The sequence below is a fragment of the Actinomadura decatromicini genome, assembly GCF_008121305.1.
In the GTDB taxonomy this organism is placed as follows: Bacteria; Actinomycetota; Actinomycetes; order Streptosporangiales; family Streptosporangiaceae; genus Spirillospora; species Spirillospora syzygii.
In genome coordinates, this window is the sequence record NZ_VSRQ01000003.1 from 983760 (window position 1) to 999376 (window position 15617).

Annotated in this window: 15 protein-coding genes; 8 read left to right on the forward strand and 7 right to left on the reverse strand. The window is 72.9% G+C overall.

Annotation, left to right across the window (positions count from 1 at the left end; translation table 11 throughout):
• Positions 1-13: 13 nt before the first annotated feature.
• From FXF68_RS18250 to FXF68_RS18270, 5 genes are read left to right on the forward strand one after another with little or no spacing between them, the layout of a single operon-like run.
• Positions 14-547 (forward strand): 2,4'-dihydroxyacetophenone dioxygenase family protein, encoded by a 534-nt coding sequence (locus tag FXF68_RS18250; RefSeq protein ID WP_148351652.1) that lies wholly within the window; start codon positions 14-16, stop codon positions 545-547.
• A 3-nt stretch (positions 548-550) separates the two neighbouring features.
• Positions 551-1804 carry an MFS transporter gene (locus FXF68_RS18255; protein WP_148760612.1) on the forward strand — a complete coding sequence of 418 codons (1254 nt, stop codon included), beginning with the start codon at positions 551-553 and terminating at the stop codon, positions 1802-1804.
• The gene (locus FXF68_RS18260; protein ID WP_148760614.1) at positions 1801-2817 is read left to right on the forward strand and encodes a 2,3-butanediol dehydrogenase; all 1017 of its coding nucleotides are present in this window, start codon (positions 1801-1803) and stop codon (positions 2815-2817) included. Before FXF68_RS18255 ends, FXF68_RS18260 begins: the two co-directional genes overlap by 4 nt.
• Positions 2814-3557 (forward strand): SDR family NAD(P)-dependent oxidoreductase, encoded by a 744-nt coding sequence (locus tag FXF68_RS18265; RefSeq protein ID WP_148760616.1) that lies wholly within the window; start codon positions 2814-2816, stop codon positions 3555-3557. The genes FXF68_RS18260 and FXF68_RS18265 overlap by 4 nt, the downstream gene beginning before the upstream one ends.
• A 57-nt stretch (positions 3558-3614) precedes the next feature.
• Entirely contained in the window at positions 3615-4565 is a 951-nt protein-coding gene (locus FXF68_RS18270; RefSeq protein WP_148760618.1) for a helix-turn-helix domain-containing protein, read from the forward strand.
• Here the strand turns inward: FXF68_RS18270 and FXF68_RS18275 are convergent.
• The 4 genes from FXF68_RS18275 to FXF68_RS18290 form a co-directional block, all read right to left on the reverse strand.
• Positions 4562-5338, reverse strand: coding sequence for an enoyl-CoA hydratase/isomerase family protein (locus FXF68_RS18275; RefSeq protein ID WP_148760620.1), 777 nt, complete (start codon positions 5336-5338; stop codon positions 4562-4564). The genes FXF68_RS18270 and FXF68_RS18275 overlap by 4 nt on opposite strands.
• Before the next feature lie 69 nt (positions 5339-5407).
• Positions 5408-6541: an acetyl-CoA C-acetyltransferase gene (locus FXF68_RS18280; RefSeq protein WP_148760621.1), complete on the reverse strand. Its 1134-nt coding sequence runs from the start codon at positions 6539-6541 to the stop codon at positions 5408-5410.
• A 117-nt stretch (positions 6542-6658) separates the two neighbouring features.
• Positions 6659-8707: a DHA2 family efflux MFS transporter permease subunit gene (locus tag FXF68_RS18285; protein WP_222869987.1), complete on the reverse strand. Its 2049-nt coding sequence runs from the start codon at positions 8705-8707 to the stop codon at positions 6659-6661.
• 119 nt (positions 8708-8826) lie between these two features.
• The gene (locus FXF68_RS18290; protein WP_187437986.1) at positions 8827-9246 is read right to left on the reverse strand and encodes a hypothetical protein; all 420 of its coding nucleotides are present in this window, start codon (positions 9244-9246) and stop codon (positions 8827-8829) included.
• A gap of 107 nt (positions 9247-9353) precedes the next feature.
• Between FXF68_RS18290 and FXF68_RS42410 the strand changes: the two genes are divergently transcribed.
• On the forward strand, positions 9354-9521 hold the full coding sequence (locus FXF68_RS42410) for a hypothetical protein (RefSeq protein ID WP_187412423.1): 168 nt from the start codon (positions 9354-9356) through the stop codon (positions 9519-9521).
• A 138-nt stretch (positions 9522-9659) separates the two neighbouring features.
• Positions 9660-10499 carry a class I SAM-dependent methyltransferase gene (locus FXF68_RS18295; RefSeq protein WP_148760623.1) on the forward strand — a complete coding sequence of 280 codons (840 nt, stop codon included), beginning with the start codon at positions 9660-9662 and terminating at the stop codon, positions 10497-10499.
• A 12-nt stretch (positions 10500-10511) separates the two neighbouring features.
• Here the strand turns inward: FXF68_RS18295 and FXF68_RS18300 are convergent, their stop codons facing one another.
• From FXF68_RS18300 to FXF68_RS18310, 3 genes are all read right to left on the reverse strand, one after another.
• The gene (locus FXF68_RS18300; RefSeq protein WP_148760625.1) at positions 10512-11507 is read right to left on the reverse strand and encodes a zinc-dependent alcohol dehydrogenase family protein; all 996 of its coding nucleotides are present in this window, start codon (positions 11505-11507) and stop codon (positions 10512-10514) included.
• Between the two features lie 2 nt (positions 11508-11509).
• Positions 11510-13852: an ATP-binding SpoIIE family protein phosphatase gene (locus FXF68_RS18305; RefSeq protein WP_148760627.1), complete on the reverse strand. Its 2343-nt coding sequence runs from the start codon at positions 13850-13852 to the stop codon at positions 11510-11512.
• A 258-nt stretch (positions 13853-14110) separates the two neighbouring features.
• Positions 14111-14812 (reverse strand): iron-dependent transcriptional repressor DtxR, encoded by a 702-nt coding sequence (locus tag FXF68_RS18310; protein ID WP_148351642.1) that lies wholly within the window; start codon positions 14810-14812, stop codon positions 14111-14113.
• Positions 14813-14910: 98 nt separating this feature from the next.
• Here FXF68_RS18310 and FXF68_RS18315 point away from each other — a divergent pair, with 98 nt between their 5' ends.
• Positions 14911-15612 (forward strand): UdgX family uracil-DNA binding protein, encoded by a 702-nt coding sequence (locus FXF68_RS18315; protein WP_148760629.1) that lies wholly within the window; start codon positions 14911-14913, stop codon positions 15610-15612.
• Positions 15613-15617 lie beyond the last annotated feature (5 nt).

The following is a 15617-nucleotide window of genomic DNA, read 5'->3' on the forward strand; positions in this document are numbered from 1 at the left end:
AGGAGCCGTTCACATGCCTGAAACCCCCGGTTCGGAGTTCTGGAAGAACCTCAAGCCGATCGAGAACTCCCTCAAGCCGGACGCGCTGCCGGAGGTCTACATCCCGAATGTGGCCACCGACGACGACCGGTACTACGTGCCGTTCACCGAGACGGTCGGGTCCCGCCCCCTGTGGATCAACGTCAAGGACAACACCTGGTCCGACGTCCTGCGGTCCAAGGAGGCCGGGCTCGTCAACCGGCACTACCACCCGCACGAGGTGTTCGCCTACACGATCTCCGGCAAGTGGGGCTACCTGGAGCGCCCCTGGACGGCGACGGCGGGCGACTTCGTCTACGAGTCCCCCGGCGAAGGCCACACGCTCGTCGCCTACGAGCACGAAGAGCCCATGAAGACGCTGTTCATCGTCAAGGGCCCGCTCATCTGGCTGGACGAGAACGGCGACACCGCCGGGTACTTCGACGTCCACGACTACATCGACATGTGCCGCAAGCACTACGACAAGGTCGGACTGGGCGCGGACTACATCGACTCGCTGTTCAGGTAGCCCATGGTCACCCTGCTGAAGCGCGCATCGCCCGCGACGACGCCGGACCGGTACGAGAACCGGTTGCTGGCCGTCCTGTTCCTGGCGTTCGGCTTCGTGTTCTTCGACCGGCAGGCCCTCGCGTTCCTCGCCCCGTACATGGACGACGACTTCGGCCTGTCGAACTCGCAGCTCGGCGTCCTGTCCGGGGTGCTCGCGCTGACATGGGCGCTCGCGGGGATGTTCGCCGGGAGCCTGTCGGACCGCCTCGGCAGGCGCAAGCCGATCCTGATCGCGGCGGTCCTGCTGTTCTCGCTGTTCTCGTCGGCGTCCGGGCTGATGAGCGGCTTCCTCGGGCTGCTCGCGGCGCGGGCGCTGATGGGCACCGCGGAGGGCGCGGTGCTGCCGATGGCGCAGTCGCTCATGGTCGAGGCGTCGCGGGAGTCGCGGCGCGGCCTGAACATGGGCCTGCTGCAAGGGTCGTCGGCGGGCCTGCTCGGCGGGATCGTCGCGCCGGTCGTCGTCGTGTGGATGGCGGACACGTTCGGCTGGCGGACGGCCTTCTTCGTCACGATCGTCCCCGGCCTGGTCGTGACCGCGCTGATCGCGAAGTTCGTGCTGGAGCGGGCGCCCCGCGCGGCCAAGGCCGAAGCCGCCGCGCCGGTCGAGAAGACGCCCGTCAAGGACGTCCTGCGGCTGCGCAACGTCGTGATCTGCATGCTGATCGCGCCCTGCTACCTGACGTGGTTCGTCACGCTGATCACGTTCACCCCCAAGTACCTGACCGACGAGAAGGACTGGGGCTCCGGGACGATGAGCGCCGTCATGACCTGCCTCGGCGTCGCCTGGGTGCTGTGGGGCTTCGCGACCCCGGGGATCTCCGACCGGATCGGCCGCCGCAAGGCGCTGATCGGGTTCACGCTGCTCGCCGTCTGCTGCCCGATCGCCGTCGTGTACGTGGACAGCCCGGTGCTGCTCGGCACGCTGATGATCCTCACCTACACGGGGCTCGGCTGCTTCACGCTGTTCATGGCGACGATCCCGGCCGAGACCGTGCCGCGCGCCGCGCTCGCCACCGCGCTCGGCGTGATCATGGGCGTGGGCGAGCTGGCGGGCGGGTTCCTCGGCCCGCTGGTCGCCGGGCGGGCCTCCGACATCTGGGGACTGGACGCGGCCATGTTCATCGCCGCGGGAGGGGCGGCGCTCGTGGTGCTGCTGTCGTTCGGCCTCCGCGAGACAGCTCCCGCCGTGCTGCGACGTAAGGCGGTGACGCTGTGAGGGCTGCTGTCTGGCATGGGCCGCGGGATGTGCGGGTCGAGGACGTCGCGCCTCGGCTGCCCGGCCCCGGCGAGGTGTCGGTCACCGTCGCGTACTGCGGTATCTGCGGCAGTGACCTGCACGAATACGCGGACGGGCCGCACGCGATCCCGGTCAAGGAGCCGCACCCCGAGTCGGGACGGGCCGCCCCGCTGACCCTCGGCCACGAGTTCTGCGGGACGGTCGCCGCCGTCGGCCCCGGCGTCACCGGGTTCGAGCCCGGCGACCCCGTCGCCGTCGAGCCGCACTACCGGTGCGGCGAGTGCGCGCGCTGCGCGGCGGGCGAGTACAACCTGTGCCGCCACTTCGGGTTCGCCGGGCTGATGGGCGACGGCGGGCTCGCCGAGCGCGCGGTCGTGCCGTCCTACATGCTGCACCGGCTGCCGGACAACGTCCCGCTGGAGCAGGCGGCCGTGTTCGAGCCCGCGGCGGTCGCGCTGCACGGCGTCCGCAGGTCCGGGCTCCAGGAGGGCGAGACCGTCGCGGTCGTCGGGCTCGGCCCGATCGGGCTGCTGGTCGTGCAGCTCGCCGTCCGGTACGGGGCCGGGAAGGTGATCGGGTGCGACCCGTCCCCGACCCGCCGCGCGCTGGCGCGCCAACTCGGCGCGGCGGACGTCGTGGATGCCGGTGAGCTGCCGTCCGGCGTCGCCGACCTCGCGTTCGAGGCGGTCGGCGCGGAGCGGACGCTGAACGACTGCCTCGCCGCCACCCGGCGCGGCGGCCGGGTCGTCCTGCTCGGCCTCGGCGGGACGTTCGCGATCGACGCCTTCGCGCTGGTCAACAACGAGCAGTCGATCATCGCGTCGGTCGGCTACCGGGACTGCCATCCCGAGCTGATCCGGCTCGCGTCCGAGGAGGGCATGGACTTCGCGTCCATCGTGACCTCGGTCGTCCCGCTGGACGAGGTCGTCCGCGACGGGTTCGAGACGCTGCTGAACACCATGGAGGAGATCAAGGTGCTGGTGCGGCCATGACCGACGTCACGGAGGGGTTCGCGCCGGGGCTGTTCGCCGGGCGGCGGGTGTTCGTCACCGGCGGGACGTCCGGGATCGGGTCGGCGACGGCCGTGCTGTTCGCCGAGCTCGGGGCGGAGGTCACGGCGCTCGGGCTGCTGCCGGCCGACCAGGACGAGCTGCCGCGCCACGCCGCGGTCAGGGTCGTCGAGCACGACGTGCTGGACGACGGCGAGCTGACCCGGCTGATCGCCGAGACCGACCCGCTGGACGTCCTGGTGAACTGCGCGGGCGTCAGCCACGACCGGGACGAGTACGACCTCGGCCGGTGGCGCCGCGTCCTGGAGATCAACCTGACCGCGACGATGGTGGCGTGCCAGGCGGCCCGTCCGGCGCTCGCCCGGCGCGGCGGGTCGATCGTGAACGTGTCGTCGATGTTCGCGTTCTCGGGGAGCCGGGACCGCCCCGCCTACAGCGCGAGCAAGGGCGGCATATCGCAGCTCACGAAGTCGCTCGCGGCCGAGTACGCGGCGGACGGCGTCCGGGTCAACGCCATCGCGCCCGGCTTCGTGGTCACCCCGCTGGCCCGGGGCCTGCTGGACGACCCGCCCGCCGCGGCGGCCGTCCTGGCCCGGATCCCGGCGGGCCGGTACGGGCGGCCGGGCGAGATCGCGTCGGTCGCGGCGTTCCTGTGTTCGCCCGCCGCGTCCTACGTGACCGGCGCGATCCTTCCGGTGGACGGAGGCTACCTGGCGGTTTGACGGGTAAAGCGGCGTAGGCTCCGTCTAAGGCCGCCCGTCACCGGGAGGAAGAGACCAATGCCGGGACCCGCACAGATGATCTCCCAGGCCAGCACGGAGGACGTCGATCCGCGCGAGCGGATCGAGTTCTGGGAGGAGTACAACCGCAGAGCGCTGGTCGGGCTGTCCGTGTCCGCCTACTCGGAGCACGGGCTGCTCGCCCGGCAGTCCAACTTCGACCTGGGCGACGTCCGGCTGGCGGAGATCAGCGGCAACGCCCACGCCGTCGAGCGGACCCCGCAGGTCGCGCGGTCCACGCCGAAGGACTCCGTCTTCGCGACGCTGCTGGTCAAGGGCGAGGCCGTGTTCCTGCACGAGCACGGCTGCCTGTCGGCCGCCGCGGGCGACCTCGTCGTGTACGACACGCGCCGCCCGTACCTGTTCGGGTTCTCGTCGTCGATGCGGCAGTTCCTGGTGGACGTCCCGCGCGACCTGTTCGTCGAGGAGTGCGTGTCGGGCGGCGTCGCCGCGCCCATGCTGTTCGGGCGCGGGACGGCCCGCGAGGGCGAGCTGCTCGGCGCGCTCCGCTCCGTCCTGGAGAACCCGGGCGCGGACGGCCCGGAGGGCGCCCGGAACACCGTCCTCGACCTGATCAGGATGCTCGCCACCGAGCGCGCGGGCGGCGGCGACGCGCCCGCCGCGTACCGGACGCAGCTCATCGTCGCCAAGGACTACATCGAGCGGCACCTGCACGACATCTGCCTCACCCCGGGCCAGGTCGCCGGGGTGATGGCGGTGTCGTCGCGGCATCTCGGCCGGATCTTCGAGTCGGCGGGGACGACGCCCGCCAAGTACATCCTGGAGCGCCGCCTCCAGCGCGCCCACGACGAGCTGACCGCGCCGGGCGCGGCCGACACGACGATCGCGGACGTCGCCTACCGCTGGGGCTTCTCCAGCCAGGCGCTGTTCGCCCGGCACTTCCGGGCCCGGTTCGGCCGCACGCCGTCCGAGACCCGCGCGGGCCGCTAGCGGCCCTTGAAGTCGGGCGGACGGTTCTCCAGGAAGGCCGTGATCCCTTCCTTGGCGTCCTCGGTGGCGGCCAGCCCGACGAGTTCGCCGAGCAGGTAGGCGACCTGGTCCTCCAGCGGGCACCCTTGGACCGCGAAGAAGGCGTCGCGGCCGCGCCGCAGGCCGACCGGGCTCTTGGACGCGATCACGGCGGCCAGCCCGTCGACGCGGGCGTCGAGCTCCGCGCGCGGGACGACCTCGGTGACCAGGCCGATCTCGCGCCCCTCGGCGGCGGTGATGCGGGAGCCGGTGTAGTACAACTTGAAGGCGTGCTTCGGCGCGACGTTCCGGTCGATGATCGCCATGATCATCATGGGCCACAGGCCGACGTTGACCTCGGGAGTCGCGAGCTTGACGTCGTCCGCCGCGATCACCAGGTCGCAGGCGGCGGCGAGGCCGAGGCCGCCCGCGACGGCGTGCCCGGCGAGCCGCGCGATGATCGGCTTGCCGAGCCTCGGGAACGCGGTGAACAGGCGGAACGGGGCGCTCTCCCGGATGTCGGCCACGGCCAGGTCGTCCCGGCCGAGGCCGCCGAGGTCGGCTCCGGCGCAGAACGCCCGGTCGCCCGCCCCGGTCAGCACGATTACGCGGACGGAGTCGTCGGCCGCCGCCCGCTCGAAGGCGGCGAGCAGCTCCCCGATCATCTGGTCGTTGAGCGCGTTGCGTGCCTCGGGCCGGTTCAGCGTGATGCGCGCGACCCGATCGTCAACCGAGTAGAGGACCGTCTCGTCCATTCGCCGCCCCGTTTCCAGCCGCCGCGCGCGGCCCGCCCGTCCAGCCCTGCGGGCGGGCCGCGGCGGGGGCTACAGCCGCTCGATGATCGTGGCGTTGGCCTGGCCGCCGCCCTCGCACATGGTCTGCAGGCCGTAGCGTCCGCCGGTGCGCTCCAGCTCGTGCAGGAGCTTGGTCATCAGGATGCCGCCGGTCGCGCCGAGCGGGTGCCCGAGCGCGATCGCGCCGCCGTTCGGGTTCGTCTTCTCCAGCGACGCGCCCGTGTCGCGCGCCCACGCCATCGGGACGGGCGCGAACGCCTCGTTGACCTCGAACACGTCGATGTCGCCGATCTTCAGCCCGGACCGCTCCAGCGCCCGCTCCGTCGCCGGGATCGGGCCGGTCAGCATGTAGACCGGGTCGGAGCCGGTCACCGAGAGCGTGTGGATGCGGGCGCGCGGCGTCAGGTTGTGCCGCTTCACCGCCGCCTCGGACGCGATCAGCAGCGCGGACGCGCCGATCGAGATCTGCGAGGCCAGCGCGGCGGTCATCCGGCCGCCCTCGCGCAGCACCTTGAGGCCCGCCATCTTCTCCAGCGTCGTGTCGGGACGGGCGCCCTCGTCCTTGGTCAGGCCCGCGATCGGCGCGATCTCGCGGTCGAAGTAGCCCGCCTCGATGGCGGCGGCGCCGCGCCGGTGGCTCTCCAGCGCGAACCGCTCCATCTCCTCGCGGCTGAAATCCCACTTCTCGGCCATCAGCTCGGCCCCGCGGAACTGGGAGATCTCCTGCATGCCGTAGCGCTCGGCCCAGCCCTCGCCGAACGGGAAGTCCATCCCCTGGACGATGGTGGCGCCCATCGGCACCTTGGCCATCTGCTCCACGCCGGACGCGACGACGAGGTCCTGCGTGCCGGACAGGACGCCCTGCGCGGCGAAGTGGATCGCCTGCTGCGACGAGCCGCACTGCCGGTCGATCGTCACGCCGGGCACGCTCTCCGGCAGCCCGGCCGACAGCCACGCGGTGCGCGCGATGTCGAGGGTCTGCGGGCCGACCTGCATGACACAACCCATGATCACGTCTTCGACCGCGGACGGGTCGACCCCGGTGCGGTTGACGAGCTCCTTGAGCACGTGGGCCCCGAGGTCGGCCGGGTGGACGTCCTTGAGGGCGCCCTTCTTGGTGCCGACGGGGGTACGGACCGCGCCGACGATGTACGCCTCGGCCACTGCGCCTCCAAGTGGTGGGGTGGGTTCCGTCCCGGGAAACCGAGCGAGATTCGGTCTGTTGTTACGAGGTTACATCGCCCGCGCGTCGCGCGGGCTGTGAAGTCGGTCTCGGGCCTGCTATCCCGAGGCCGGGCCGCTCTGCCCCGCCGGGGGGCGGCGGCCGAGGACGCCGCCGTCCGCGTCGTCCCCGAGGGACTCCTCAGCGAGCCGCCGCAGGACGCCGGTCAGCTCGGGATGGTCCTCCGGCGACCAGCCCTCCAGGTGCCGGGAGAGGCCCTCCCGGCGGGTGCGGAACAGCCGCTCGGCGGCGTCCTCCCCGGACGGGGTGACGGTGAGCGTCCCGTCGACGCGGCGGACGTAGCCGTCGTCCACCAGCCGGTCGATGTACGGGCGGCCCTGCTCGACGCTGACCCCGGCGCGTTCGGCGAGGTCGGCGCCGGGGACCGTGCCGTCCTTGGCGATCCGGCACAGCGCCCACACGCTGCCCGGCGGCAGGTCGAGCCCGGAGCGGGCGGCGAGCCGGTCGTAGAGCTCGCGGGCCTTCGGGTCCTTGCGCATCAGCTCGCTCAGGCAGCGCTCGATCTCGTGCCTGGACGACCGGACGGTCGGCGCCGCCCCGAACCCCTCGCCGTAGTCGCGCGCCGCCGAGGTGGCCCGCAGCGGCACCTCCCGCAGGAACCACGTCAGCACGAACGCCGCGGCCGCCACCGGGACGGCCCAGAAGAACACCGCGTCGATCGACTGCGCGTAGGCGTGCAGCACGCCCTCCTTCACCGGGGCCGGGAACCGGTCGAGCAGGCTCGGGTTCCCCTGGACGGCCGCCGGGTCGAACCCGCGCGGCAGCCGCGGCCCGAGGTCGGTGATGTGCCGGGCGAGCTGGTTGCTGAAGATCGACCCGAACACCGCGACGCCGAACGACCCGCCGATCTGCCGGAAGAACGTGACCCCGGACGTCGCGGACCCGAGGTCCTCGTACGGCACGGCGTTCTGCACGGCGATCACGAGCACCTGGAGCACCAGCCCGAGCCCGAAGCCGAGCAGCGCGAACCGCAGGCTCATCGCGAGGACGGTCGAGTCCTCGTCCAGGCCGGAGCACAGGTACAGCGCCAGCGCGATGATCGGCGTGCCCGCCATCGGGAAGACCTTGTAGTGGCCGAACCGGGTGATGAGCTGCCCGGAGCCGATCGAGGCGATCAGCATGCCGAGCATCATCGGCAGCAGGTACACCCCGGACAGCGTCGGCGACACCCCGTGCACGACCTGGAGGAAGATCGGCAGGAACGTCAGCGCGCCGAACATCGCGAAGCCGACCGCGAAGCTGATCGCCGCGCCGAGCGAGAACACCGAGTTCGCGAACAGTTTCGGCGGCATGATCGGCTCGGCGGCCCGGCGCTCCACGAGCACCCACACCGCGATCAGCGCGACGGACCCGGCGGCCAGCCCGATGATCGGGGCGGACAGCCAGTCGTAGCGCGTCCCGCCCCACGTCGTCATCAGGACGAGCCCGACCGCCCAGCCGACGATCAGCAGCGTGCCGAGGTAGTCGATGCGGTGCCGCTCCCGCTCGCCGCCCGCGTGCAGCACCGCCGCGATCACCAGCAGCGCGACGATCCCGATCGGGACGTTGATGTAGAACACCCAGCGCCAGGACAGGTTGTCCACGAACCAGCCGCCGAGCAGCGGCCCGCACACGCTCGCCACGCCGAACACCGCGCCGAACAGCCCCTGGTACCGGCCGCGCTCGCGGGGCGGGACGACGTCCCCGACGATCGCGACGACCAGCACCATCAGCCCGCCGCCGCCGAGGCCCTGCAGCGCGCGGAACACGATCAGCTCCGTCATGTCCTGCGCGAGCCCGCACAGCGCCGACCCGACCAGGAAGATCACGATGGACGTCTGGAACAGCCGCTTGCGCCCGTACTGGTCGCCGAGCTTGCCCCACAGCGGCGTCGACGCGGTCGAGGCGAGCAGGTACGCCGTCACGACCCAGGACAGGTGGTTCAGCCCGCCGAGGTCGCTGACGATCGTCGGCAGCGCCGTGGACACGATCGTCTGGTCCAGCGCGGCGAGCAGCATCGCCAGCATGAGCGCGCCGAGGATGACATAGAGATCCCGGCCGACCGGCATGTCCCGCTCGTCCCGCACCGCCGCCGTCTCCGCCGCCATGCCGCCGCTCCCCGCTCGTCCTGAGCAAACGGGGAGGATCTACCCATGACACGGGCGGGATCACGTCCGGACCACGGGTTCGGGGGCGCAAGGCCCGCCCCCGCCCGATCCGGCGGGCGTCAGCCGAGCAGGTCGCGGGCGACCTTGGCGGCGCCGAGCCCGGCCGCCGCGCCCGCGATGCCGACCGCCCCGGCGGTGGCCCACAGCGGCAGGCCGGGGCGCGTCCGGACGGCGCTCATCGTGTCGGCGGCGTCCACCGCGAGCCCGACCCGCGCCCACAGCGCCCGCCCGGAGCCGTCGCGGCTCAGCAGGTAGCCCGCGCCGAGCGCGACCTCCCGCGCGCCGAACGCCCGGACGAGGTACTCCCGGCCCGGGTCGGCGCCGCCGCCCATGCCCATGGCCCGGCCGGTCAGCCGGGGCACGGCGAGCGCCGCGAGGCCGACCGCGATCCGGCCCCGCGCCAGGTTCGCCATGAGGCCGTCGAGCCGGTCCCGGCCGTCGAGTTCGTCCCGGTCGTCTACTTCCTTCGCATCTGCCACAGAGCGAGATTAGCCGGGTTGGGCCGGGCCGTCCGGACGCGGGGGAAACCGCGCCCCACCGGTCTATCGTTCTTGGAGGCGGCTCTCCCCCCGGACGGAAGGTCAGCATGGTCACCAGGGAAGGCATGATCGGCCTCGTCGTCGTGGCGCTCCTCGCCACGTTCTGCGTCCGCTGGGCCGCCGTGCGGCTCCGGCTGCCCATGCCCACGCGGTCAGCGGTGCTCATCGTGTTCGTCCTCGTGGCGATGACCATGTTCGGCAACCACATGCGGTAGCGGCGGGCGACTCGGACCGGACGAATTGCCCGCCGTCCCGAACTTCCCGCCCCGGCGGAGAGTCATAACAGGCGAAACCGGCTTCTCGCGAGTGTGACCCCGTCCGCCGGAGCCGGTCCGAGCGAGGGAGAGCATCCGGTGACCGCGATCCGGGAGAGCGGCGCGATCGCCCCGCATCTGAGGCGACTGCTGGAGTTCGTGGAACCCGGCCGCGACGACGTGTGCCTGGACGTGGCGCGCGGCCGCGGCCCGATGCCCGCGGCGCTCGGCCCGCAGGTGGGGCACCTCACCGCGGTCGACGCGATGCCCGCGGCGGCGCGGCCCGGGCCCGCCGCCGTTCCCTCCGCAGAGCGCGGAGCGGGCTCGTCGCGGCGGATGAGCACGGTCGAGTTCGGGACCGGTCCAGTCCGGATCGCGGACGGCGACTCGCCGCCCGTCGCCACCACCCGCGAGGACCGGGTGCCGCATCCGCTCGGGCCCGACCACGTCCGGGTCAAGGCCGACGCCACCGCCCTGCCCTACAGGGACAACACGTTCTCGCTGGTCACGGCCCGGTTCTCGCTCTACAACCTGGGCGACCCCGATCATGTGCTGCGCGAGCTGCTGCGGGTCTGCCGCCCCGGCGGACGGGTGATCATCGCGGACCTCGTCCGCGGCAACCTCGCCGGGCCCGACCGCGACCGCATCGAGCGGCTCCGCGACCCGGACCACCCCGGCACCCCGTCCATCGCCCGGCTCACCGAGATGATCACCTCGGCGGGCGGCAGCATCCGCCGCCTGGACGTCTTCACGGTGGAGCGTCCCATCGAGCCGTGGCTCGCCGGGTCCTGCGACGACGCGACCGCCGAGCGCATCCGCACCGCGCTCGTCGACGAGGTCGACGGCGGGCCGAAGACGGGCGCGAAGCCCCGCGTCATCGGCGGCGAGCTGTGGTTCACCCAGACCTGGGCCCACGTCGCCGCCGAACCCATCCCCTGACCCCGCCTCCCGTCAAGGGACGAGCACGGCCGCCCCGGTGAACCGGTCGGCGGCGAGGTCGGCGAGGGCGCGGTCGGCGTCGTCCAGGCCGTAGGCGCGGGTGGTGACGGCGACGCCGAGGCGGGCCGCCAGCGTGAGGAACTCCGCGCCGTCCGCGCGGGTGTTCGCGGTCACCGACCGGAGCGTCCGCTCCTGGAACAGGTGCCGCTGGTAGTCCAGGGACGGCACGTCGCTCAGGTGGATGCCCGCGACGGCGCACGTCCCGCCCCGGTCGAGCCGCTCCAGCGCCGCCGGGACCAGCTCCCCCGCCGGGGCGAAGACGATCGCCGAGTCGAGCGGCGCGGGCCCGGTGTCGAAGGAGTCGCCCGCCCACGCCGCGCCCAGTTCGCGCGCCAGCTCGCGGGCCGACGGGCTGCGGGTGAACACGTGCACCTCCGCGCCCTCCGCGATCGCGATCTGCGCGGCGAGGTGCGCGGACCCGCCGAACCCCCAGATCCCGAGCCGCCCGCCCGGCGGGACGGCGGCGCGGCGCAGCGCCCGGTAGCCGATGATGCCCGCGCACAGCAGCGGCGCGGCGCGGACGTCGTCCAGCTCCGGCGGCAGCGCGTAGGCGTAGGCGTCCACGGCGACGGCGAACTCGGCGTAGCCGCCGTGCGCGTCCCAGCCGGTGTAGACCGAGTACGGGCACAGGTTCTCGGCGCCGCGGCGGCAGAACCGGCACGCACCGCACGTCCCGCGCAGCCACGCCACGCCGATCCGGTCGCCCGCGCCGTGCAGGGTTCCGGGGCCCGCCTCGACGACCTCCCCGACGATCTCGTGCCCCGGCGTCACGCCCGGCAGGTGGACGGGCAGGTCGCCCTCCGCGACGTGCAGGTCCGTCCGGCAGACGCCGCAGGCCAGCACCCGCACGAGCAGCTCCCCCGGGCCGGGGGACGGCCTCGCGCGGTCGGCGCGGCGGAGCGGCCCCGACGCGATCGGGCCCGGCGTCTCCACCGTCCAGGCGCGCATCGCTACGGGGCGAGCGGCAGCTCGAACCAGACGGCCTTGCCGTCGGACGTCGGCCGCGCGCCCCACCGGGTGGCGAGCTGGTCGACCAGGTAGAGGCCGCGCCCGCCCTCGTCGGTCTCGCCCGCGCTGCGGATGCGCGGGAGCCGCATGTCGGAGTCGAACACCTCGACCCAGACGGCGTCCGCGCCGCGCCGCAGCCGGAGCCGGAACTCCTTGGTCGGCGGCTCGCGGCGGCCGAGGTCGGCGCCGAGGTTCCAGTCGTCCTCGTCGAACGCGCCGCCGTCGAAGGGGCCCTCGAACGGGTCGGCGTCGAGGGCCGTCGCGCCGAAGTCGGTGTTGAACTGGACGGGCGGCGGCGCGCCCAGCGGCTCCCCGCCCCGTCCGGGCGGACCGGCGGGCACCGGCACGACCGGCTCGCGGCGCGGCGTCGGCGTGGCCGTCGCGTGCAGGACGACGTTCGTCACGACCTCCGACACCAGCAGGCACGCCAGCTCGGACTGCTCGTCGAGCATCCCCCAGGACGCGAACGTGTCGGCGGCCATCCGGCGGGCCTCCGACACCATGATCGGCTCGGCGTCGAAGGTGCGCTCGGCGACGGCCAGCTCGTCCCCGGCGGTGCGGATCACGACGATCGCGACGTCGTCGTCGATGTCGCCGGGCACCGCCTCGTAGGCGGCGTTCGCGATCGCCTCGACGCCGCCGCGCGCGACGGCCGCGACCGCGTTGCGGACCATCTCCCGCGACTCCTCGCGGGTGTAGTAGTCGCCGTCGTCGCGGGGCCGCCGGTCGATCAGGCCGTCGGTGTAGAGGACGAGCGTCGACCCCGGCTTCAGCTCGGTCGTCTCCTCGTTGAAGAGGATCTCGCCGCCGAGCCCCGGGGCGCGCAGCCCGAGCATGCCGCCCTGGCTCTCGAACGGCAGCTCGTCGACGTGGCCGTCCACGATCAGCAGCGGCGGGTCGTGCCCGGCGTTCGCGAACTCCAGCACCCGCGACCAGGCGTCGTAGACGAAGTACGTGCAGGACACGAGCGGCGGACGGACCAGGTCGTCGCTGTTCCAGCCGGACCGCATCCGCTCGGGACGGGTCATCGTCCGCACCCACTCGTCGAGCTTGCGCAGTATGTCGGCGGGCGGCTTGTCGTCCTGGGCGAAGGCGCGCAGCGCGGCGCGGAGCTGGCCCATCACGGCGGCGGCGCGGGCGCCGCGGCCCTCCACGTCGCCGATGACGAGGCCGACGCGGCCCGCCGACAGCGGGATCACGTCGTACCAGTCGCCGCCGACCTGCGTCTGGATGCCGTGCCCGTGCGATTCGAGCGGCCGGGCCGGCTCGTACCGCCAGGCGATCTGGAGGCCGTCCAGCCGGGGCGGGCGGTCGCCGGGCAGCAGGTGCTTCTGGAACGCGAGCGCGGTGTCGCGCTCCTCCTCGAACAGCAGCGCGTTGTCGACGGCGAGCGCGACCCGGCTGGCGATCGCGCCGAGCAGGTCGCGGTCGAAGCCGTCGTAGTGCGGGTCGGGCCGCTTCGACAGGTTGGACAGCGCGAGGCTCATCACGCCGAGCAGCTCGCCGCGCACCAGCAGCGGCGCGGAGATCACCGAGGTGATGCCCATCTCGACGCCGAGCCGCCGGGACTCCTCGGACGGCGCGGAGAACCGGTGCTGCACCATGTCCTCGACGAGGACGGCGTCGCGGCGGCTCATCGCCTTCTCGCTGAAATGGCCGGGCGGGTAGCTGACCGGCTCGCCGACCTCGGCCCAGGTGCCGGGCGGCGGCTCCCAGTTCCCGGCGTGCCGCGACACCCGGCGGTAGAGCCGGTCGCCGCTGTAGAGGTCGATGAAGCAGTGGTCGGCGAACTGCGGGACGAGGGTGTCGGCGACGCGGCGGAGCGTGCTCTCCAGTTCGAGGGACCCGGCGAGCCGCTCCCCGATCCGCTCCATCAGGCCGTAGCGGTCCTGTTCGCGCTGGTTGGAGCGGAGCGCCTCGCGCGCGAAGATCACGACGCCGTCGACCGCGCCGGACGGGTGCCGCAGCGGGACGGCGTGCGCCCGCGTGTACACGGTGCTGCCGTCGGCGCGCAGGTTGCAGAAGGTGCCCTCCCACACGCCGCCCTTGAGGACGTGCTTGGCCAGCTCGGTGGCCTGCTCGTGGTCCTCCTCGGCGATGCCGAGGGACAGCACGGAGTGCCCGATGACCTCGTCCCCGCCGAAGCCGAACAGCTGGCGCGCGAAGGCGTTGCCGTAGATGACGTTGCTGAAGCGGTCGCAGACGATGACCGCCATCTCCATCTGGTTGAGGACGGTCTCGGGCGGCAGACGCGCCTCGTCAGGCGCTTCCCCCCAGTGCTTCATCTCCCCATCCCGAAAACAGTGCCAAGCCCGCCGGTGGCCGCGTGCCCGCCGCCCGGCCACCCGGCGCCGCCCGTCCCGATGATCACCGGGCGTCGCGGCGCGGACGCCGCGCGTACCTCCTCCGTCGTATTGAACGACGAACCGGCCGCCGGGATACGCCCGAAAGGCGGGAAGCCACGGAGATCTTCGGTATAGACCGACGAGAAGGAGCCCCGTCCCCCGGCGAACCGCGCGCCCACCGTTCGCACGCCGGCCGGGTCAGCGCCTGCTGACGAAGACGTGTTCGGCGATGTCGCGCGGCAGCTCCGTCGCTGGACTGTCGGCCTCGTCGTCACTGATCACCTGCACCCCGTCATCGGTCGCCCGAAGCGTCACCTCTCGTCCCGGTTGTATCCCTATTTGCTTGAGTCTAAGCATCAGGTCGCTGTCGCTCTGGACCTGCTCGCTGATGCGGCGGATCACGGCGTCCGCGCCCGCGGACGAGGCCACGGCGGTCATTACCGACAGCGGGGACGGGTCGCCGTCCGCGCCGTGCCCGCCGAGTTCGTCCAGGCCGGGGATGGGGTTGCCGTGCGGGCAGGTGGTGGGGTTGTCGAGCAGCGCCACGAGGCGGCGCTCGACGTCCTCCGACATCACGTGCTCCCACCGGCACGCCTCGATGTGGACGTCCTCCCAGGGCAGCCCGATCACGTTGACCAGCAGGCATTCGGCGAGCCTGTGCTTGCGCATCACGCGGGTGGCGAGCCCGCGGCCGCTCTCGGTCAGTTCGAGATGCCGATCGCCCTCGACCCGGAGGAGACCGTCGCGCTCCATCCGCGCGACCGTCTGGCTCACCGTCGGGCCGCTCTGAGAGAGCCGCTCGGCGATGCGCGCGCGGAGAGGGATGATCCCCTCCTCTTCGAGCTCGAAAACCGTCCGGAGGTACATCTCCGTGGTATCGATCAGGCCGTGTGAGGTCACAGCTCCCTCCAGTCTTATGGGCAGGAGTCTACTTGCTCGGACCTCTCGACGCCGGGCCCGGCGAATATCCCCCTGAAGCCGGGTAGGGGGAACACGAGATGAACGCCAAAACTTCCCATGACGCTTTTCCCTTCCTTCCCGACACCCCGGAGGAAAGGTCCGATCTCGGCGCGCTGAGCCGCGCGGCGGAGGGCTGCCGGGGATGCGGCCTCTATGAGAACGCCACCCAGACCGTCTTCGGCGAGGGCTCCCCGGGCGGCCGCGTCGTGTTCGTCGGCGAGCAGCCCGGCGACCAGGAGGACCGCCAGGGCCGCCCGTTCGTCGGACCGGCGGGGCGCGTCCTCGACCGGGCGCTCGCGGAGGCCGGGATCGAGCGCGGCGACGTCTACGTCACCAACGCGGTGAAGCACTTCAAGTTCCGGCGGCGGGAGGGCGGCAAGCGCCGCATCCACGAGCCGCCGAACGCCGGGGAGCTGCGCGCCTGCCGCCCGTGGCTGCTCGCCGAACTGCGGATCCTGGAGCCGGACGTGGTCGTCGCGCTGGGCGCGACGGCGGGCAAGGCCCTGCTCGGGTCGTCGTTCCGGGTGACCAAGCAGCGCGGACGCCTGCTGCCGCTCCCCGATCTGGAGGACATCGGCACCCCGGCCGCGTCCGGCGAGTCCGAGAACTCCGAGGACGGGGCGGGCGCGCGGCTCGTCGCGACGATCCATCCGTCCGCCGTGCTGCGCGCCGACGACCGCGAGGCCATGTACGCGGGCTTCCTCGACGACCTCAAGGTCGTGGCGTCCGCGCTGCGCTGAGGCGG